Consider the following 18,714-nt stretch of genomic DNA (forward strand, 5'->3'; position numbering starts at 1 on the left):
GGATGCCGGCGAAGGCGTAGAGTTTCGCTTGGAGGCGAAACATGGGCCATTGGAAGATCGACACCGAGGCTCTTGCACGTGGCCGGTTCGCCGTGTCGCCGCTCGCCGAAACCGTCGCGTCGATCCTCGCCTTGCGCTCGCGGCGCAAACATCCCGGGCTCGAGGACTGGCAACGGGCAAACCAACACGCGTTCCGCGAGTTCGTCGCGGCCGACCCCTTCACGCGTGCCTTTCTCGACGCCGCCTTCCGGCCACGGTGGAACGCCGACTTCGTCGTCGCGCCGCCGCACCGTGCTGACCGCACCTTCCACGATGAGCTCCGGCATGTGCGCGAGACGCCACTCGACGTCGCACTGGCCGATCTCGGCACCTCCCGTACCGAGGCGCGGGGCACGCCGCTCGAGACACCCGAACTGGCAGACCGCTGCGCCGACGTCCTCGAATGGGTGTGGACGCACCTGGTACGCCCCGACTGGACCCGCCGTCGGTGGATCCTGGAGTCGGACATCGTGGCGCGTACGCACCAGCTCAGCTCACACGGCTGGGCAGCGGCGCTGGAAGGGCTGGGCCCGGGCGTACGTTGGCTCGGCGACGGTCGACTGCGGATCAACGCCTTCGACAACCCGCCGCGCGAGATCTCGGACGCCGAGCTGATCTTCGTCCCGGTCACGCCCCGACACGGCTGGGTCGGCTGGGACGAGCCGCACCGGTACACGCTGATCTACCCGTCGTCGGGGGTCCTCGCCAGTCCCGAACGGGATGCGACGCCGACGGCGCTGCGACGCCTGATCGGCCCGGCGCGAGCGAGCGTCCTCGCGCTACTCGACGCGCCCAAGTCGACCAGCCAGCTCGTTGCACTCACCGGGTACACACTCGGCTCGGTCGGCGGGCATCTGCGGGTCATGCTCGATGCCGGTCTCGTACGCCGCAGCCGCTCGGGACGCTCAGTGCTCTACTACCGCACTCCGCTCGGGGAGGAGCTGGTCGACGCAAACCCGTGAGCCGCCATCATGGACGCATGGCGACTCCGATCATCCTCGACTGCGACCCCGGCCACGACGACGCGCTGGCCATCCTGCTCGCGTACGCGAACCCAGCAGTCGATCTGCGGGCGATCACGACCGTCGCCGGCAACCAGACGCTGGCCAAGGTGACCGAGAACGCCCGCAAGGTGGCGACGCTGGCCGGCATCACGGACGTACCGATCGCCGCGGGTGCCGATCGACCTCTGGTTCGCGACCTCGTGGTTGCGCAGGACGTACACGGTCGCACCGGTCTCGATGGCGCCGACCTACCCGAAGCGCGAGTGCCGCTGAACAGCATGTCAGCCACAACCCTGATGGCGCAGGCGATCGAGACCTCCGACCGCCCTGTCACCCTCGTACCGACCGGGCCGCTGACCAACATCGCACAGCTGCTCCGCGCGCACCCGAGCACCGCAGACCGCATCGAGCAGATCGTCTGGATGGGCGGCAGCACCTCGCACGGGAACGTCACTCCGTTCGCGGAGTTCAATGCCTTCGCCGATCCCGAAGCGGCGTCGGAGGTGTTCGCATCCGGTGTGCCCGTCACGATGATCGGGCTCAACGTCACGCATCAGGCGCTCGCCACCGACGAGATCATCGCCCGAATCCGTGGCCTGGGCAGCGACCTGACCACGACGATCGCCGACCTGCTCGACTTCTTCGCCTCCACGTACAAGCAGATCTGGAACCTCCCCGCCCCTCCCGTGCACGACGCCGTGGCGGTTGCCAGGGTCATCGAGCCCGCGCTCGTCGAGTGCAGCAAGACCGCCATCTCGATCGAAACCGCAGGCGAGTTCACCGCCGGAGCCACTGTGGTCGACATTTACGAGCGCACCGGCCGACCACCCAACGCGTACGCGGGGGTGGCCGTTGACGTCGAGCGGTTCTGGGAGCTGCTGATCGACGCCCTCGCGACCTACTGAGCCGCCATGTCCACCGGTTGGAGTGAGTCGACGCGAGGGCTGTTCACGCTGCCCTCGGGTCGTGCCGTACGTGGTCGCGGACTGCGCCATGGCCTGCCGGCCGGCCAGCGTCCGACCTACGGGGTGTACCTACTCGGCCGCCGGCCCCCGCCGGTCGACTGGGAGACCGACTGGATCCGCTGGCCGGACTTCTGGCTGCCGACTGATCGCGCCGCAGCCCGCGCCGCGCTCCAAGAGACCTGGCGCCGGGCAGAGCACGAACGCGTCGAGCTCGCCTGCGGCGGCGGCATCGGGCGTACCGGCACAGCGCTCGCCTGTTTGGCCGTCATAGACGGTGTTCCTCCGACCGATGCGGTTGAGTACGTACGCGCGCATTACCACCCGAAAGCGGTCGAAACACCGTGGCAGCGACGCTACGTGCATCGGTTCGGCTGACGCCGTATGACAGGCTCGCCGCATGGCTTCCACCGACCCGAAGACTGTCCTGCACCGCTATCTGCAGAGCGCACGCGAGACGATGGTGTGGAAGCTCGACGGACTCCGCGAGTACGACGTACGTCGGCCGCTCACCCCGACCGGCACCAACCTGCTCGGGCTGGTCAAACACCTGACCGGCGTCGAGTTCGGCTACTTCGGCGCGACGTTCGATCGCCCGTACGAGGGCCCGATCCCGTGGCTGACCGAAGATGCCGAGGACAACGTCGACATGTGGGCGACTCCCGAGGAGACCCGCGCCGACATCATCGGCTCGTACCGCGACGTGTGCCGGCATTCCGATCTGACCATCGCAGACCTCGAACTCGACTCGCCAGGGCGCGTCGAGCCTTGGCCGCCCAAGCGGCGCGATGTGACGCTGGAGGCGATCCTCGTCCATGTGATCGCGGAGACTAACCGGCATGCCGGACATGCCGACATCATCCGCGAGCTCATCGACGGGGCCGCAGGCTTGCGGGACGGAGTGAGCAACCTCCCCGACGGCGACCCGGCTTGGTGGGCTCGACACCACGACCGCGTCGAGCAGGCCGCGCGTGCTGCCGAGAACCGTTGAGATGACAGCTTTACGGGACCCTGATGCTTCGACGATCGCGGCAGCACAGGCGCGCATCGAGTCGTACGTACGTCCCCTCACGCTTCGCCGGTCATCGGTCCTGACCGAGCAGACGGGCGGCACGATGACTCTGGTCCTGGAGAGCGAGCAGCCGACGGGCAGCTTCAAGATCCGTGGTGCCGCGAATGCTGTGTTGGCGCATCTCGAGCACGGCGTCACCGGATTCACGACGGCGTCGACCGGCAACCATGCAAGGGCTGTAGCGCATCTGTGCAACCAACACCGGGTGCCGTTACGCGCGTACGTCTCACGCGATGTGAGCGCCGATCGCGTGCGCTCGCTGAAGGAGTTGTCGGCGACCGTCGACGCGTCCGCAGCGAGCCAGACCGAGGCGATCGAGCGTGCGCAGACCTACGCGGCAGAACGCGGCCATGCCTTCGTGCCGCCGTTCGACGACCCGTACGTCATCAGCGGTCAGGGCACCCTCGGGCTCGACCTCGCGTCGGCGATTCCCGAGCTCGACGTCGTGGTGGTGCCCGTATCGGGCGGCGGGCTCGCCTCAGGAGTCGCGCTCGCCGTCAAGTCGGCGCTCCCCCGCGTACGTGTCATCGGCGTCTGCGCCGAGCGGGCACCTGCGATGCGTGCGGCGCTCGACGCCGGACGACCCGTCGAGGTACGTGAGCGTGAGACCGTCGCCGAATCGCTGCGAGGCGACCTGGGTCCCGACAACCGCCACACGTTCCGGCTGGTGCGCGATCTCGTCGACGAGGTCGTGCTGGTCAGCGAAGACGCATTGGTCGACGCGCAGCGGCTGCTCGCGGAAGCCGACGGGGTGGCAGCAGAGGGCGCCGGCGCCGCAGCCACGGCTTTCGTACGCGCCGATCCGCAGGCGTTCACGGGCCGCTCGGTTGCCGTCATCGTGTCAGGCGCCGCTGACACGACTACTCTGCAGCCGTGACCAAACGTGCGCTGTCGTTCGGAGCCGTCGCCGATGCGTACGAGCGATACCGTCCCGGTTACCCGGATGAGCTGGTCGAGGCGGTCATCACATACGACACGGGGCGGCCACGCACCGCACTCGAGATCGGAGCGGGTACGGGCAAGGCGACCCGCGCATTCGTCAAGCACGGGATCGACGTGCTGGCGACTGAGCGCGACCCCGACATGCTGGCCGTGCTCCGGCGGGAAGTGCCGGCGGCGGCGACAGCCCAGGCGACGTTGGAGGAACTGTCCGTCACATCGACGTACGATCTGGTCTACGTCGCCGCAGCGCTGCACTGGACGGACCCCGCGACGCGCTGGCAACGGATCGCGACACTGCTTCGCCCGGGTGGGACGTTCGCTTCCTTCGGTGGCCCGTTCGAGCTTGCCGACGCTGCCGATCAGCGGGCACTCGATGAAGCCCGCAGACCCTACGTTGCTGACGATGCGATCAACCCGCCGGTCGGCGACTGGAGCGACGCCGAGATGCGTTGGCCGGGGTCCGAGCTCGAGCGTACCGACCTGTTCGCCGACGTACGCCAGGTCGTGATCGAGCGCAGCTTCACGACGTCGGCCGACGACTACGTCGCACACCTCGCGACGATCTCGGCGTATCTGCAGCTGCCGCCCGCCGAACTCGCCGCGTTGCTCGATGCGTGCCGTCGGGCGCTACCCGAGACGGTCGAGGTCTCGGCGGACGTCGACCTCCACCTCGCGCGGCGCGCCGGCCCGGGCTGATTCGCACCCTGCCGTACGAGACGCATCATCGCCGTGTCAGCGTTGGATCGTGGACTAGTAGGAGGTTGATCCGGGGCATGGCGTACTTCGAACGCAGGAGTGACTCGTCGTTCCTGGCGACGGACCACGTCGGAGGAGCGTGGGACACCGCCACGCAACACATCGCTCCCGCACTCGGCCTGATGGCCCATGTCATCGAAACCGACCGCGACCGACGTCGCGACGACGGCCTTGTCATCGGGCGGCTTTCGTACGACATCTTGGGCACGGTGCCCGTTGAGCTCGTCGAGACCGATGTGCGGGTCCTACGACCAGGTCGCACCATCGAGCTGGTCGAGGCGACGATGCGTCACGGTGGCCGCGAGATCGTGCGGCTCCGCGCCTGGCTGATGCAGCCCCGAGACACGGCAGAGCTCGAAGGCACGCACTTGCCGCCGATTCCGTCGCCCGACGAGATGCCGCCGTGGGACGGAACCTCCGTGTGGCCGGGCGGATTCATCGAGTCGACCGAGGCCCGCCGGATCGAGCACGAGCCGGGGCGCGCTTCGTACTGGGTACGTACGAAGCTGCCACTCGTCGCCGACGAGGAGGCCAGCCGCCTGTCTCGTACCGTCGGCCTGCTCGACATCGCGAACGGCATGGCCGTACGCGCGAATCCGCGTGAGGTCATGTTCCCGAACCTCGACCTCACAGCGCACTTCTTCGGCGAACCCCGCGGGGACTGGGTCGGCTTCGACACAACCGTCTCGTTCGGCGTCAACGGCATCGGCCTCACCAGCAGCGTCATCCATGACGTCGACGGTCCGATCGCGACGACGAACCAGATCCTGACCGTTCGCCCGCTGTAGCGACGTCGGTTCAGTCGACTTCCGGTGTCTCGGCGCCGTCTCGTTCGTCGCGATCGGCCCATTCGAGCAACGGTGCGATGTCGAAGACGGCCTGGTCGATGCCGTGGTGGAGGTCACCCAGCTCCGCGTACCTCGCCGGCATCGTGTTGATCGTGAAGTCCTCCGGACGCACGTCGTCGATCTCGTCCCACCGCACGGGCGCTGACACACGGGCGTCGGGCACACCGCGCACGGAGTACGCGCAAGCGATCGTGTGGTCGCGGGCGTTCTGGTTGTAGTCGACGAACAACGCGGTCGGGTCGCGGTCCTTGCGCCACCAGGTCGTCGTCACCTCATCGGGAATCCGTCGCTCCACCTCCCGGGCGAACGCCAGCGCTGCCCGGCGTACGTCGGTGAACCCGTGTTCGGGGACGATCCGGACGTACACGTGCATGCCGCGGCCGCCGGTCGTCTTCGGCCACCCGGTTGCGCCCAGCTCGTCGAGGACCTCGTGCACGACGTGTGCCACCCGCTGAACTGTCGCGAAATCGCAGTCGGGCATGGGATCCAGGTCGATGCGCCACTCGTCCGGGATCTCGACATGTGCACGTCGGCTGTTCCACGGATGAAACTCGACGGTCGACATCTGTACCGCCCAGAGCACCTGCGCGACGTCGGTGACGCACAGCTCGTACGCATGTCTCCTGTACCGCGGGAACTCAACTCGCACGGTCTCGATCCAAGGCGGCGCGCCTGCGGGTACGCGCTTCTGATGTACCTTGTCGCCGCTGATGCCGGTCGGGAAGCGATGCAGCATGCACGGGCGCTCCCAAAGCGCGTTGACGATGCCGTCGCCGACCGTCAGGTAGTAGTCGATCAAGTCATGCTTGGTCGCACCGATCTGCGGGAAGTAGATTCGCTCGGGATTGGTCACCCGCACCACGTACGGCCCGACCTCGATCTCGATCGGGTCTCCCGCCTTCGCCATCGTGCCATCCTGCCATCCCTGGACAGCTCATGTGGGTGACGCGACGGCGGCGAGATGGGTTGGGACCCAGGGCGATCCCCGATGCGGCTGACCGTTCGCACCCGCGATGCTCGGGTTGAGTCAACGATCACAGGGGGCGAAATGAAACGAGCACAGTTGGCGATCGCGGCAGTCACGACGACCTTGGCGGTGATCGCATCGGGTTCGGTGGCCGGGGCATCTCCCGATCGCGACCACGACGCGGGCCTGCATCGTCAGTTGGATGAGCTAGTGGCCGTAGGCGCCGTTGGCGCGGTGGCAGAGGTACGCGACGGCGACAACGTGTGGCGCAGCGCCAGCGGTGTCGCCGAGATAGGCAAACACAGAGGCGTACCTGTTCATGGCCGGTTCCGGATCGGAAGCATCACCAAGACGTTCCTTGCCACGGTAGTGCTGCAGCTCGCCGATGAGCACCGCCTCCGGCTGGACGACTCGATCGAGAAATGGCTGCCCGGGACGGTCCCCGATGGTCGCGCCATCACGATTCGACAGCTGCTCGACCACACGAGTGGTCTGTACGACTTCCAGCACACGCTGACGATGCCGCCGAGTCCTGCGTTCCTCGACTACCGCTGGCGGACCTGGACCGCCGATGAGCAGATCCATCGCGCGCTAGCGAATCCTCCGACGTCCGACAAGCCAGGTTCGGAGTTCTCCTACTCCAACACTGGTTACCTGCTGCTCGGCCAGATCGTCGAGCGGGCCACGGACAGCTCGTACGGTGACGAGATCAAACGTCGGATCATCCGACCCTTGAAACTGCACGACACGTCGCTGCCCGGTACGTACCCGCGAATCCGCGGACCGCACCCGCACGGGTACGTTCCGGTGAACGACGGAAGTGGGCTTCGCCTCGTCGACTTCACCGAGATGAACCCGTCGCTGTTCGGCGCTGCCGGCGAGATGATCTCGTCGACGAAGGATCTCAACACGTTCTTCGACGCATTGCTCGAAGGGCAGCTGCTCCCTCGTCACCTGCTCGACGAGATGAAGGTGCCCGGCGACGAGGATGCGACTTACGGGCTCGGGTTGGCATGGCACACCACCACGTGCGGCGTACGCGTTTACGGCAACGACGGTGACGCGGTGGCGTACGAAGCCTGGTCGTACGCCACCGAGGACGGACACCGACAAGCGACCGTCGCGGTCACCCACGGCCTGAAGCACGACATCGACGACGCCGTCGATGCGTTCCTGGACGAGGCCTTCTGCGACTAGATGGTTGCGAGACGTCGCTGTCGTTCGAAGTAGGCTACGTGCGCGGTGCGTACATGATGACGGCGACGCCGATCAGGCAGATCGCGGCGCCGGTGAGGTCGTAGCGGTCAGGTTTGAAACCGTCGAGGAACATTCCCCAGGCCAGCGAGCCGGCGACGAAGACGCCACCGTAGGCGGCGAGGATGCGACCGAAGTTCGGGTCGGGCTGGAAGGTCGCCACGAACCCGTACGCACCGAGGGCGAGGATCCCGCCGAGCACCCAGAGGACGCCGCGGTGTTCACGTACGCCTTGCCAGACGAGCCAAGCACCGCCGATCTCGGCGATCGCGGCCACGACGAACAGCAGGATGGAACGGGTGATCGTCATGGGAGGCAACGTAGTCGACGTACGTACCGCGCCGCGTCAGCTCACGACTCGGTTCGGTGGCGTGTCCAACGGGAGCGGGCAGGTCGGGTCATGCGCGCAGGTCAACAGGTCGTCGCACTCCGCGTCGAGCGCCGCCTGCAGGGTGTGCGCGACGATCGTGAGGTCGGCGATCTGCTCCTCGATTGCGCGGAGCTTCTCGACCGCACGGTTGCGTAGATCTCCCGCATCGCGCCGGCGGTTGTCGAGCAGTTCGCCTACCTCGTCCAGGCTGAAGCCGAGCCGCTGGGCGGCGCGGATGACCCGGACGACGGTCACGGTCTCGTCCGGATACAGTCGATGACCGCCGAGACTTCGCTGCGGGTCGGCGATCAGGCCACGGCGCTCGTAGTAGCGCAATGTCTGCACGTTCACGCCCGCGGCTCGGGCTACCTCACTGCTGCGCATCGTGCCTCAGACGTCAGACCCGGCGAGCGACGCGGCGCGGGATGCCAGTGCGGCGAGCACATCGGCATGAGCGTCCGGAACGGTGACTTCCAGATCGATCTCGCCGTCGACGGGCTCGCCGAAGGCGAACCCGAAGAACGAGCAGCACTCGGTCTCGCGGGCGGTCAGGTCGGCTGCCAGCGGTTGCTCGGATGCGTCGAGGGTCAGATGCAGCACGGTCGGATTCGGTTGCTCGATACCGCGAAGTGCCCTCGCGAACAGGTCGTCGAACTCCCGTACGCGTACGGGCTGGTCGGCGGCCGGAAGGGTGCACGAGTGCGGGACCCAATCGTCGCTCTCGTGCGTCGATACTGTCGTCGTTGCGTCCATGTGTTCAACGGTAAGCCTGTACCCAGGTACCGGATGCAACCGCGATTCCGGCACGTTCGGAGCCGCACCGATCATCGCGACGACACCCAAGTGCCCGTCACACGATGTACGTCTCGGACGGAACGAACGCCGTCAGACGCCGTTCTGTCTTGCCGAAACGCCCTCCGGCGAGCGGTCGGTGCTTGGTCCGTGGGTGATGGTGTAGCCGGTGAGTGCGTAGCCGAGCGAGATGAGGGGCGTGATGATGCAGAACAGCGCCCAGGGCAGATAGGTCCCGACGCTGACGCCGAGTGCGGTGGAGGTGAAGACTGCCGTCGCGTTCCAGGGCACCAGGGGTCCGGTCGTGGTGCCGGCGTCCTCGGCGGCTCGCGAGAGGTTCCGACGCGCGAGGCTCTGACGGTCGTAGAGCGGCCTGAGCGTCGTGACGGCCATCGCGACGGCGAAGTTGACTGCGCCGCCGATGACGTTGAGCAATGACGACAGGACGAGCGTGGCCGTGACCAAGCGGCGGGGTGTGCCGCAGCGTGGTTCCATCGCCCGCAGAAGGGCGTGCATCACGCCGGAAACCGCAAGTACGCCGGCGATGGCGAGGGCGAAGATGATGATGGCCGCCAGGCCGAGAAGTTTGAGCGCGCCACCGGTCTCGCCGCCGCCAAGGAGGCCCGCTGACTCTGCCTGCGCCTCGGTCGGTACGTAACCTTCCCAAAGCGCTACCAGCGTGCTGGTGAGGTCCACCCCTTGGTACCAAACAGCGACAGCCACGCCGGCGACCACGCCGAGGGCCAGCGCCGGGAACGCCTCGACGCGGGCCATCAGCAGGCCGAAGACGAGGATGGGCGGAAGAAGCGGTATCCAACCGATGGAAAACCCGCTCTCCAGCGCGGAAGCGACATCGTCGATGCCCGCCGTACTGCTCCCGTCGGCGTCGTGGTTCATCCCGACGAGGGTGAAAACGACGAGGCAGATCAGGATCGCCGGGACCGTCGTCCACATCATGTGTCGGATGTGTCGGATGAGCGGGACACCGCTGAGTCCGGCCGCGAGAACCGTGGTGTCGGACACAGGTGACATCTTGTCACCGAAAATCGCACCGGAGATGATTGCGCCGGCCGCGATGCCGGCGGGGATGTCGAGTGCGGAGGCAACGCCCATCAGGGCGAGTCCGATGGTCGCGACGGTTCCGAAGTTCGTCCCGTTGATGAACGATGTGATCGCACACAGCAAGATCGCGGTGGGCAGGAAGAACGTCGGCTCGATGAGCTCGACGCCGAGGTAGATCATCGTCGGCACCGTGCCGGACAGGATCCACGATGCGATCAAGGCTCCGACCGCGACGAAGATCAACAACGCCTGAAGGCCTCGACGGATCATGTCGAACGCGGCGTTCTCGGCATTCTCGTACGTGACGCCACGGATGGCCGCGATGACGAGCGATGCGCCGAAGCCGACGATCATCATCAGCGGCAGGGGGGCGTCGAAAGCGAGGAGTCCGACACCCAGGACCGTCAGAAGGGCCGTGAGGGAGATCAGCGCGAAGGCGACGCTCGTCGGTTTTCCGTCGCGAGTAGCGGGCGACGGGATCCCCTCGATCACGTCCGCGTTCGCCGTCTCGGTCATCGAGTCAGCTCCTTGACTTGCGCACGGTAGCGCGAAAGTAGATCCCACCAGACCGGCCCCGGCTCGCCGGTCCCGATCCGCCGGGCGTCGATCTCCACCACAGGTACGAGCTCACATACGGTCCCGGTAACCAGAACCTCGTCGGCGCTGTAGAAGTCGAACAGGGTCAACTGAGCTTCGGCCGTCTCGTAGCCCGCGGCCACCGCCAGGTCCAGGACCGTCTCACGGGTGATGCCGTGCAGACACGACGTCGCGAAGGGCGTGCGTACCTTGCCCTCGCTCACCAGGAAGATGTTCGCCGTATCCGCCTCTGCGACATAACCGAACGCATCCAGCATCAAGGTGGCGTCGATCTCCGGTTGGTCGAGAATCTCGAGTCGGGCAAGGATCGAATTCAGCTGATTGGCATGGTGGATGCTCGCATCGACCACCTGCGGATGGGGCCGTCGGATGCTCGCTGTGCGGAGCCGCTGCGGCGCCGGCCGCTCGTCGACGGGCTTGTGCTCGGCGACGATGACGAGCGTTCCGCTCTCCGGCGCGTTACGCGGATCCATCCCCGAGGTCGACCGCGATCCGCGCGTGACCATGAGTCGAATGTGAGCGTCGTCGGTGAACCCATTCGCCTCGAGCGTGCGATGCACCGCGTCGGCAATGCCGGCCGCGTCGTACGGCAAGCGGATCCGCAGTGCGTTCGCCGATTGCTCGAGCCGCCGAAGATGCCGGTCGAGTTTCAGGACCCGGCCGTTGTAGACGCGCATGCCTTCCCACACCGCATCTCCCGATTGGAACCCGGCGTCGAACACCGACACGGCCGCCTCCGCGAGCGGTACGACCCGGTCCGACACGAACACCTGGAGCCCTGACTGCATCCATCCTCCTAGATCAGATATCGGATACGATCCATGCGAAAAGATTCGAAGTCAAGAGATCGGATACGATTTTCTCGGCTGGATGAACGACCGAGACAGGAGCGAGCCGATGACCAACGGGCCGATCGCGTACCGCTCCAAGGCCGACCTCGTCACCGAGCATCTACGGACTGAACTGCAGGCCGGCCGTCCCGGACCGGGTGAGCGAATCGTCGTCGACCGGGTCGCCTTCCAACTCGGGGTGAGCAAGGTTCCGGTTCGCGAAGCGGTCACCCGGCTCACCGGCGAGGGGCTCCTCGTACACGTCCCGAACGTCGGACCGGTCGTCCCGGAGTTCAGCGCTCACGAGATCCGCGAGACGGCGATCATGCGCGTCGCGATCGAAAGCGCAGCACTCCCGACCGCACTGCCGCGACACACCGACGAGACGATCGCCACCCTCGAGAACCTGCTCACCGAAATGAGCGGTTCAGACGTGGACTACCCCGCTCTCAACGTCAAGCTTCACGCCGAGATTCTCGACCCCACGCCGTACCGCGAGCTCCACCGCACTGCACACACCCTCCTCGCACGCGCTCAGCGGTACGCGATCGTGCACGCCGTTCCCGGCTACCGGACACACGCCAACGAGGAGCATGCTCAACTCGTCGCCCTCGTCAAGAAGCGCGACCTGGACGAACTCCAACGACTCAACCATCACCACATCACCACCGCCGCCGACCAGCTCATCGAACAGGTCGAACGACAGCAGGAGCCGTAAACCGCCCCGTAGCTGAGTCTTGGATCGCGTCGCAGGTCCAGCGACATGGGCACCAGTGGCGACTGGCAACAGAAGTAGCGATCCGGCACGCCCCCTTCGGCACCGGTGATCCGCGTGAACGCCGTCTTCTGCTCAAGTTGCCACGTTTATGCGCAATCACGGGCAGGCCGCGCGTCATAGTTGTGATCACGCGCGTATGTGCCGTCATGGACGAAATGGCAGCGGCATCGCTCTGCCCGCTTCGAGTCGGCGCGTCGGTTGAGTTCGTACTAGGAGTCGTCGGCGTCGACCTGGCTACCGTGCCCGGGGTGGGCGTTGACGCGTCTCACCCAGTGCTCGCGGAGGCACCGGTCACGATGACGTCGACGCGAGTGGTGACCGACTTCGACACCCTCTATACCGAGTTCGTAGCCGGTGCCGCCGTTGGCTACCACCGCGGCCGCTTCAGCGGAACGAAAGAGATGCAGTTCTTCGAAGCATCCGATGACCTCGACGAGTTCACGTCGCTCGACGGTACGCGGGTCATCGATCCGATACCAACGCGTGGCGTGATCACCCGACTGCGTCGTAGTCGTCGCCGACGGACCCCGCCGCGCGGCAATTACCGCGACGTCACTGATACGGGCGCTCCCGGCACGTATACAGACGTCGATTGGATCATCGACCTCGACGTGGCCGACTCTCCCGCCGATTCACGACCCGATTCATGACCGGGTCGTCCGCTACCGTGGCGGCGTGATCGAGATGGTTGCAGCGGCGGGGGCGACGATCGTCGCCGTCGCAGCGCTCATCGTCTCGATCAAGTCGCTCAGCATCCAGAAGGAGAGCGCGCGTGCGGCCACGGTCTCTGCGGAAGCCGCTCAGCGCGCGAACGTACTGACCGAACTACGGCTTGAGCGCGAGCTCGGACATGACCGCGACCTTAGGCGCGGCTCGGCGGACGTGACGGAAGACGACCCTCCGCCTGTGCCTACTGAGCCGGCCGTGCCTATTGAGCCCACTGCTCCCGGTGGGGCCCCCGCTCCCGCTGCGCCCGCATCACCCGCCCGGCCGGCCGGGGTCGGTGACGTTCGATGGACGCTGGATCGTCGCGGCAAGAACGCGTTCGTACTCCGCAATACCGGCTCCGGAATTGCGCACGGCGTTCGTATTCCAGCAGAGGCGTTGCCCCCGATCACGCGCAACCTGCCGGAGTCGGCAACGCTCCGCCCGAACGAATCGGTCGAGTTCCTGATGACAGGGGTGTTCGGTAACCCAACTCCGAATGAGATCCCGGTGCTCTGGGATGACAATCTCGACGGCGTGCTCGTACCGGTTCCGGGCAACTAGCTGTGGGCCCGTTGCTGACCGCTGAGTCGTGGGCGGTCGATCACCTGTCTCCCTGATGGGCCACGACGACGACCTGGTGCTCGTCCTCGTAGATGATCCTGCCGGGGTCATCGCTCTCGATCCGATCGCATTCGATGGCGAGCTCTCGACACAGCTTCAGATGACGTTCGGTTCGGTCGATCAACTCGACGGCGCTCGACTTGAACCACGCGGCCGCGCGTGGGTTTATGTCGTGGTCGTACACCGTCGCATCCACTGCGGTCGGGTCCGGATAGTAGGCGTCGAACCAGTCATTGTTCACTCGACGAACGCGCTCCTGCTCGACCGTGAGTAGTCCATCCTTGGCCGCCGCGTTCACGAGCCCGAAGACACCGACGAATCTGCCACGACGATCCTGCCGCGGACTCTGAAACCTCACGAACCGGGCTGTCATGCGTAGCAGTCTCGCGCATCCGGATCGGACATCCGGGCAACCCCCGCCGCGTCGCCGGCGCTTGCCCGGTCCCCGAATTTCTCGCATTCTCGAGACAGAGCACCTGCCCAACGCGCATCCTTGGCGAATCGCGACTGCTGCGGTTCGGATGCGCCAGCCGCAGCAGTTCGGCTCGAATCTCACCACGGCGCTCATGTCTTGGGAGTCAACGATGACTGCTGATACTCCAACCGACGATCCAGTCACACCGCAAGCAAGTTCGCCGCCCGCGTCCGCGCCCTCGCCTGCGAAGCACATGGGCGCACTATCAGAGGTCGCGCCGCGTCCCGGCAAAATTCGACCGACCGGTGTCACGATCCTGCTCTACATCGTGACGCTCGGCTTCTACAGCCTCTACTGGTCGTACGCGGTACACAAGGAAATCAAGGACTATGCCAAGGAGGGTCTTGGCGGACCACTTGGCCTGGTTCTCGCGTTCTTCCTCTTCTTTGTCGTCGCCTTCACCCTGCCAGGCGAAATCAAGGGCCTATACGAACGCCGAGGGATGAAGCCGCCTGTCGCCGGCACCACGGGCCTCTGGGTACTACCTGGCGCGGTCCTGATCGTCGGACCAATCGTCTGGTTCGTGAAGGTCAATGGTGCCCTAAACGCCTTCTGGCGAGCGGAGGGCGCGGAGTTGCCAGCCTAGGCATGCCTCGGACGACGTCCAGGACGCATCTCGCCAGACGACTCGTGACCAAGCCACGCCTGCACCGTGCCCGGGTCGACCCACGCGCGAGCCACAGACACGCGGCAGTGTGTCGCAGGTCGTGCGGGGTTCGCGCAGGTCATCCGAGGTTGGCGTGGAGCCGGTGACAGGAGTCGAACCCGCGACATCCTCATTACAAGTGAGGCGCTCTACCAACTGAGCTACACCGGCAAGTGCCCGAACATCGTAACGAACCCTGCCACCGGCGGCGTCGCTCGCCCGTCTGCCCGACTCATGGAGTAGGACACCCGACCTGATGCGGGTGGCCTGCCGCGAGATAATCGGGGTATGGCAACGACCAACCTGCCCGGTATGGAGCGCGTCGAGCGGCTGACCGCCGACCTGGAAGCACCGTTTGCCGTCGTCGATGACGCGGTGCTGTGGCGCAATGCCGACGAGCTCGTACGCCGTGCGGGTGGCAAACCGATCCGGGTCGCGTCCAAGTCGGTGCGCGTACGCGGGATACTCGAGCGGGTGCTGCAACGCCCCGGATTCGCCGGGGTTCTCGCGTACTCCTTGGCGGAGGCCAATTGGCTCGCCGATCATGGATTCGACGACATCCTGGTTGCGTACCCCAGCGTCGACCGGCAGGCCATCCGCGATCTCGCGTCCGCCGAGCAGCGCGCAACCGCGATCACCGTCATGATCGACAGCGTCGAGCACCTCGACCTGATCGACCGCAGCGCCCCTCGGCACACCGAGATCCAGGTCTGCATCGACGTCGACGCATCGCTGCGCATCGGCCCCGTCCACCTCGGAGTACGCCGCTCGCCCGTTCGTACCCCTTCACAGGCAGCGGGTCTCGCGAAGGCGATCGCCGGTCGCAGCGGCTTCCGGCTCAATGCAGTGATGTTCTACGACGCGCAGATCGCCGGGCTACCTGACTCCTCGCCGGCAGTACGCATGGTCAAGCGCCGCAGCGCCGCTGAGCTCGTCGAGCGGCGAGCGGCCGTCGTCGAGGCAGTACGCGCGTACGCCGCGCCGAAGGTCGTCAACGCCGGCGGCACCGGCAGCCTTGACGTGCTCAAGGACGATACGACCGCGACCGAGCTTGCCGCAGGCTCCGGTCTGTTCATGCCCACCCTCTTCGACGGGTACGACGACTTCAGCGCGCACCCGGCCGCGATGTTCGCACTCGGCGTCGTACGCAAACCACGTAAGGACATCGCCACGCTCTACTCCGGCGGATACGTCGCTTCGGGATCACCGGGCAAGGCACGCGTCCCGACACCGGTCTGGCCCTCCGGTCTCGGACTGATCGGCACCGAGGCTGCCGGCGAGGTCCAGACTCCCGTCAAGGGTCGCGCGGCGCGTAGGCTGAGCGTCGGCGACCGCGTATGGATGCGACATGCCAAGGCCGGCGAGATGTGTGAGCGGTTCGACGAAGTGCACCTGGTCGGCAGTGCTGCCGTCGAGTCCATGCCGACGTACCGCGGCGAGGGGAAGAACTTCGGATGACCGACAGCGACGAGTGGCGCAACTGGGCCGACTCCGCATCGTGCCAACCCGACATGATCGCCTATCCGAGCTCGGCCGCAGAGGTGTCCGACCTCGTACGCAACGCCGCCCGCCACCATCAACAGGTCAAAGCCGTCGGGTCCGGTCACTCGTTCACACCGATCGCACTCACCGACGGGGTTCTGCTCGACCTGAACGATCTCGACGACCTCATCGGCGTCGACCACCTCCGCAACCGCGTCACCGTCGGCGCAGGCATGACCCTCGCTCGCCTCAACGCACATCTGCACAAGCACGGTCTCGCCCTGCCGAACCTCGGCGACATCGACCACCAGACGATCTCGGGGGCAGTGAGCACGGGTACGCACGGCACGGGCGGTGCCCTGCACGGCATCGCGAAAGCGATCGTCGGACTCGAGATGGTGTACGCCGATGGCAGCATCGGCCAGATCGGCGAGGACGACGGCGAGGTCTTCGACGCCGCCCGGGTCGGCCTCGGCGCCCTCGGCATCGTCACTGCCGTCACGTTGCAATGCGTACCGGCGTTTCTGCTGCATGCACACGAGGGCCCGATGTCGCTTGCCGACGTGCTCGGTGACCTCGATGCGTTCGTCGATGGCAACGACCATTTCGAGTTCTACTGGTTTCCGCACACCGAGCAGACGATGACCAAACGCAACAACCGCGTCGATGACGGTACGGAACGCAAGCCCGTCGGGCGTATCCGCGGGTTCGTCGACGACGAACTCCTCAGCAACACCGCTTTCGAGGTGCTCAACCGGGTCGCCACTCGCCGCCGTCGCATCGTGCCGAGACTCAACCGCCTGTCCAGTAAGGCATTGTCCGAACGCCAGTTCACCGACGACTCCTTCCGGGTGTTCTGTTCTCCCCGCCGCGTACGGTTCCGCGAGATGGAGTACGCAGTGCCGCGCGAGCGACTTCCGGAAGTGCTCACCGATGTGAAGTCATGGATCGAGAAGCACGACGAGCTCATCTCGTTTCCGATCGAGGTGCGGTTCACCGCTCCCGACGACATCTGGCTGTCGACCGGGTACGACCGCGCCAACGCGTACATCGCGGTACACCAGTACCACCGAATGGACTACGGCACCTATTTCACCGGCGTAGAGGAGATCCTCAGTGCTGCCGCCGGGCGGCCACACTGGGGCAAGCTGCACACCCTCGGCGCCGCTGACCTACGTGAGCGCTATCCACGCTTCGACGACTTCCTGGCCGTACGCGACAAGCTCGATCCCGAAGGCCTGTTCAGCAACGACTACCTCGACCGGGTGCTCGGCCCGCCGCGCACATGAGCGTCCGCCTGAGGTCGACCCGCCCGGATCCGTCGCTGATCCGGCTGCCGTGGAGTGTTCCGCTGGCTGATTGGGATCCCGCGCTCGACGTCCCGCTCGCCCGCGGCATCTCCCGCCACGTCGTCCGGTTCGTACGCGCCGCCGACACGATCGTCGCGGTCAAGGAAACCCGAGAGTCCTTCGCCAACCGCGAGTACGCACTGCTACGCAACCTCGACCGCATCGGCGTACCGGCCGTGAAGGCGGTCGCCGTCGTCACCGGCCGAGAGACACCGGAGGGCGAGCCGATCGAGCCCGCCCTGATAACCCGCGTGCTCCCCCAGTCGCTTCCGTACCGATCGTTGTTCGCCCACAAGCTGCGCGAGGACACCCTCGACCGAGTCATCGACGCCCTGGTCGTACTTCTCGTACGGCTGCACCTCGAGGGCTTTTACTGGGGTGACTGCTCGCTGTCGAACGTGCTCTTCCGGCGCAACACCGACGAGCTGGAGGCATACCTCGTCGACGCCGAGACCGGCGAGCTGCATGATTCCCTGAGCGACGGCCAACGGGCTCACGACATCGACCTCCTGCGTACGAACGTCTTCGGCGAACTGCTCGATCTGCAGGCGGGCGGCATGCTCGGCGACGAAGACGACGCCATCGAGATCGTCGATCGCATCTCACAGCGGTACGAAGGTCTCTGGCAGGAGATCACCGGCACCGAGGAGTTCGGCGTCGACGACATGTGGCGCATCCAGCGACGCATCGAGCGGCTGAACGAGCACGGCTTCGATGTCGAGGAGATCGACATCGTGACCGACTTCGACGGCGACTACGTACGCATCCAACCCAAGATTCTCGATGCCGGCCACCACTGCCGGCGGCTGCGCGGACTCACCGGGCTCGACGTACCCGACCGCCAAGCGCGGCGACTGCTCAACGACCTCGATGCGTACACCGCATCGCATGGTCTCGGCAACGAAGACCCGATGACGGTCGCGCACCAGTGGCTCACCCAGATCTATCAACCGCTGGAAGAGATGATCCCCGACGAGTACGCCGATGTGATCGAGACCCCGCAGGTGTTCCACGACGTGCTCGTGCACCGGTGGGGTCTGTCGGAGAAGGCCGGCCACGAGGTCGACTTCTTCGAGACCGCGCGGTCGTACATCGACAACGAACTGCCGGCCACCGTCGCGACGTTGCGCGCCGCGGCATCGAGCTGACCCGCCCGGTCG

The 18,714-nt window shown here is 66.2% G+C and carries 22 protein-coding genes and 1 tRNA gene; 15 read left to right on the forward strand and 8 right to left on the reverse strand.

The features are described 5' to 3' along the window. The first annotated feature begins 41 nt into the window (after positions 1-41). The 7 genes from MU582_19240 (at position 42) to MU582_19270 (ending at position 5,563) form a co-directional block, all read left to right on the forward strand. Positions 42-1,001, forward strand: a complete 960-nt coding sequence (locus MU582_19240) for a helix-turn-helix domain-containing protein (GenBank protein UPK74548.1) — start codon at positions 42-44, stop codon at positions 999-1,001. A 17-nt stretch (positions 1,002-1,018) separates the two neighbouring features. Then, positions 1,019-1,948 carry a nucleoside hydrolase gene (locus tag MU582_19245; protein UPK74549.1) on the forward strand — a complete coding sequence of 310 codons (930 nt, stop codon included), beginning with the start codon at positions 1,019-1,021 and terminating at the stop codon, positions 1,946-1,948. 6 nt (positions 1,949-1,954) lie between these two features. Then, on the forward strand, positions 1,955-2,383 hold the full coding sequence (locus tag MU582_19250) for a protein phosphatase (protein ID UPK74550.1): 429 nt from the start codon (positions 1,955-1,957) through the stop codon (positions 2,381-2,383). Positions 2,384-2,405: 22 nt separating this feature from the next. Then, positions 2,406-2,996 carry a DinB family protein gene (locus tag MU582_19255; GenBank protein ID UPK74551.1) on the forward strand — a complete coding sequence of 197 codons (591 nt, stop codon included), beginning with the start codon at positions 2,406-2,408 and terminating at the stop codon, positions 2,994-2,996. Position 2,997: 1 nt separating this feature from the next. Continuing rightward, entirely contained in the window at positions 2,998-3,954 is a 957-nt protein-coding gene (locus MU582_19260; GenBank protein UPK74552.1) for a pyridoxal-phosphate dependent enzyme, read from the forward strand. Next, the gene (locus tag MU582_19265; protein ID UPK74553.1) at positions 3,951-4,715 is read left to right on the forward strand and encodes a class I SAM-dependent methyltransferase; all 765 of its coding nucleotides are present in this window, start codon (positions 3,951-3,953) and stop codon (positions 4,713-4,715) included. The genes MU582_19260 and MU582_19265 overlap by 4 nt, the downstream gene beginning before the upstream one ends. A gap of 77 nt (positions 4,716-4,792) precedes the next feature. Next, positions 4,793-5,563, forward strand: coding sequence for a thioesterase family protein (locus tag MU582_19270; protein ID UPK74554.1), 771 nt, complete (start codon positions 4,793-4,795; stop codon positions 5,561-5,563). A gap of 10 nt (positions 5,564-5,573) precedes the next feature. Here MU582_19270 and ligD read toward each other — a convergent pair whose 3' ends face one another. Then, a complete protein-coding gene (gene ligD / locus MU582_19275; GenBank protein ID UPK74555.1) occupies positions 5,574-6,530 on the reverse strand; it encodes a non-homologous end-joining DNA ligase in 957 nt (318 codons plus the stop codon). Positions 6,531-6,671: 141 nt separating this feature from the next. On the opposite strand from ligD, the gene MU582_19280 reads away from it, so the two are divergent. Continuing rightward, entirely contained in the window at positions 6,672-7,787 is a 1,116-nt protein-coding gene (locus MU582_19280) for a beta-lactamase family protein (protein ID UPK74556.1), read from the forward strand. 34 nt (positions 7,788-7,821) lie between these two features. Here the strand turns inward: MU582_19280 and MU582_19285 are convergent, their stop codons facing one another. From MU582_19285 to MU582_19305, 5 genes are all read right to left on the reverse strand, one after another. Further along, complete coding sequence (locus MU582_19285; protein UPK74557.1) at positions 7,822-8,154, reverse strand: YnfA family protein; 333 nt, start codon at positions 8,152-8,154, stop codon at positions 7,822-7,824. A 36-nt stretch (positions 8,155-8,190) separates the two neighbouring features. After that, a complete protein-coding gene (locus MU582_19290) occupies positions 8,191-8,598 on the reverse strand; it encodes a MerR family transcriptional regulator (GenBank protein ID UPK74558.1) in 408 nt (135 codons plus the stop codon). A 6-nt stretch (positions 8,599-8,604) separates the two neighbouring features. Next, on the reverse strand, positions 8,605-8,967 hold the full coding sequence (locus MU582_19295) for a hypothetical protein (protein ID UPK74559.1): 363 nt from the start codon (positions 8,965-8,967) through the stop codon (positions 8,605-8,607). A 132-nt stretch (positions 8,968-9,099) separates the two neighbouring features. Continuing rightward, a complete protein-coding gene (locus tag MU582_19300; GenBank protein UPK74560.1) occupies positions 9,100-10,584 on the reverse strand; it encodes a hypothetical protein in 1,485 nt (494 codons plus the stop codon). Continuing rightward, complete coding sequence (locus MU582_19305) at positions 10,581-11,453, reverse strand: aminotransferase class IV (GenBank protein ID UPK74561.1); 873 nt, start codon at positions 11,451-11,453, stop codon at positions 10,581-10,583. Before MU582_19305 ends, MU582_19300 begins: the two co-directional genes overlap by 4 nt. Before the next feature lie 109 nt (positions 11,454-11,562). Here MU582_19305 and MU582_19310 point away from each other — a divergent pair, with 109 nt between their 5' ends. The 3 genes from MU582_19310 (at position 11,563) to MU582_19320 (ending at position 13,542) form a co-directional block, all read left to right on the forward strand. Beyond that, entirely contained in the window at positions 11,563-12,213 is a 651-nt protein-coding gene (locus MU582_19310) for a GntR family transcriptional regulator (protein ID UPK74562.1), read from the forward strand. A 206-nt stretch (positions 12,214-12,419) separates the two neighbouring features. Beyond that, positions 12,420-12,923, forward strand: coding sequence for a hypothetical protein (locus MU582_19315; protein ID UPK74563.1), 504 nt, complete (start codon positions 12,420-12,422; stop codon positions 12,921-12,923). 25 nt (positions 12,924-12,948) lie between these two features. After that, complete coding sequence (locus MU582_19320; GenBank protein ID UPK74564.1) at positions 12,949-13,542, forward strand: hypothetical protein; 594 nt, start codon at positions 12,949-12,951, stop codon at positions 13,540-13,542. A gap of 40 nt (positions 13,543-13,582) precedes the next feature. On the opposite strand, the gene MU582_19325 is transcribed toward MU582_19320, so the two are convergent. Further along, the gene (locus MU582_19325; GenBank protein ID UPK74565.1) at positions 13,583-13,975 is read right to left on the reverse strand and encodes a hypothetical protein; all 393 of its coding nucleotides are present in this window, start codon (positions 13,973-13,975) and stop codon (positions 13,583-13,585) included. A 211-nt stretch (positions 13,976-14,186) separates the two neighbouring features. Here MU582_19325 and MU582_19330 point away from each other — a divergent pair, with 211 nt between their 5' ends. Next, complete coding sequence (locus tag MU582_19330) at positions 14,187-14,663, forward strand: DUF4234 domain-containing protein (protein UPK74566.1); 477 nt, start codon at positions 14,187-14,189, stop codon at positions 14,661-14,663. Positions 14,664-14,818: 155 nt separating this feature from the next. On the opposite strand, the gene MU582_19335 is transcribed toward MU582_19330, so the two are convergent. After that, positions 14,819-14,894 (reverse strand) — tRNA-Thr (locus MU582_19335). A gap of 117 nt (positions 14,895-15,011) precedes the next feature. On the opposite strand from MU582_19335, the gene MU582_19340 reads away from it, so the two are divergent. The 3 genes from MU582_19340 to MU582_19350 are packed head-to-tail and all read left to right on the forward strand — an operon-like array spanning position 15,012 to position 18,702. After that, positions 15,012-16,181, forward strand: coding sequence for an amino acid deaminase/aldolase (locus tag MU582_19340; protein ID UPK74567.1), 1,170 nt, complete (start codon positions 15,012-15,014; stop codon positions 16,179-16,181). Then, positions 16,178-17,494 (forward strand): FAD-binding protein, encoded by a 1,317-nt coding sequence (locus MU582_19345; GenBank protein ID UPK74568.1) that lies wholly within the window; start codon positions 16,178-16,180, stop codon positions 17,492-17,494. The genes MU582_19340 and MU582_19345 overlap by 4 nt, the downstream gene beginning before the upstream one ends. Beyond that, positions 17,491-18,702 carry a DUF4032 domain-containing protein gene (locus MU582_19350; GenBank protein UPK74569.1) on the forward strand — a complete coding sequence of 404 codons (1,212 nt, stop codon included), beginning with the start codon at positions 17,491-17,493 and terminating at the stop codon, positions 18,700-18,702. The genes MU582_19345 and MU582_19350 overlap by 4 nt, the downstream gene beginning before the upstream one ends. Positions 18,703-18,714 lie beyond the last annotated feature (12 nt).

Source organism: Nocardioidaceae bacterium SCSIO 66511 (assembly GCA_023100825.1).
In the GTDB taxonomy this organism is placed as follows: domain Bacteria; phylum Actinomycetota; class Actinomycetes; order Propionibacteriales; family Nocardioidaceae; genus Solicola.

Coding starts and splice junctions, on each gene's coding strand:
- MU582_19240 (UPK74548.1), top strand. CDS start 42: ATGGGCCATTGGAAGATCGACACCGAGGCTCTTGCACGTGGCCGGTTC.
- MU582_19245 (UPK74549.1), top strand. CDS start 1,019: ATGGCGACTCCGATCATCCTCGACTGCGACCCCGGCCACGACGACGCG.
- MU582_19250 (UPK74550.1), top strand. CDS start 1,955: ATGTCCACCGGTTGGAGTGAGTCGACGCGAGGGCTGTTCACGCTGCCC.
- MU582_19255 (UPK74551.1), top strand. CDS start 2,406: ATGGCTTCCACCGACCCGAAGACTGTCCTGCACCGCTATCTGCAGAGC.
- MU582_19260 (UPK74552.1), top strand. CDS start 2,998: ATGACAGCTTTACGGGACCCTGATGCTTCGACGATCGCGGCAGCACAG.
- MU582_19270 (UPK74554.1), top strand. CDS start 4,793: ATGGCGTACTTCGAACGCAGGAGTGACTCGTCGTTCCTGGCGACGGAC.
- ligD (UPK74555.1), bottom strand. CDS start 6,530: ATGGCGAAGGCGGGAGACCCGATCGAGATCGAGGTCGGGCCGTACGTG.
- MU582_19280 (UPK74556.1), top strand. CDS start 6,672: ATGAAACGAGCACAGTTGGCGATCGCGGCAGTCACGACGACCTTGGCG.
- MU582_19285 (UPK74557.1), bottom strand. CDS start 8,154: ATGACGATCACCCGTTCCATCCTGCTGTTCGTCGTGGCCGCGATCGCC.
- MU582_19290 (UPK74558.1), bottom strand. CDS start 8,598: ATGCGCAGCAGTGAGGTAGCCCGAGCCGCGGGCGTGAACGTGCAGACA.
- MU582_19295 (UPK74559.1), bottom strand. CDS start 8,967: ATGGACGCAACGACGACAGTATCGACGCACGAGAGCGACGATTGGGTC.
- MU582_19300 (UPK74560.1), bottom strand. CDS start 10,584: ATGACCGAGACGGCGAACGCGGACGTGATCGAGGGGATCCCGTCGCCC.
- MU582_19305 (UPK74561.1), bottom strand. CDS start 11,453: ATGCAGTCAGGGCTCCAGGTGTTCGTGTCGGACCGGGTCGTACCGCTC.
- MU582_19310 (UPK74562.1), top strand. CDS start 11,563: ATGACCAACGGGCCGATCGCGTACCGCTCCAAGGCCGACCTCGTCACC.
- MU582_19315 (UPK74563.1), top strand. CDS start 12,420: ATGGACGAAATGGCAGCGGCATCGCTCTGCCCGCTTCGAGTCGGCGCG.
- MU582_19325 (UPK74565.1), bottom strand. CDS start 13,975: ATGACAGCCCGGTTCGTGAGGTTTCAGAGTCCGCGGCAGGATCGTCGT.
- MU582_19330 (UPK74566.1), top strand. CDS start 14,187: ATGACTGCTGATACTCCAACCGACGATCCAGTCACACCGCAAGCAAGT.
- MU582_19340 (UPK74567.1), top strand. CDS start 15,012: ATGGCAACGACCAACCTGCCCGGTATGGAGCGCGTCGAGCGGCTGACC.
- MU582_19345 (UPK74568.1), top strand. CDS start 16,178: ATGACCGACAGCGACGAGTGGCGCAACTGGGCCGACTCCGCATCGTGC.
- MU582_19350 (UPK74569.1), top strand. CDS start 17,491: ATGAGCGTCCGCCTGAGGTCGACCCGCCCGGATCCGTCGCTGATCCGG.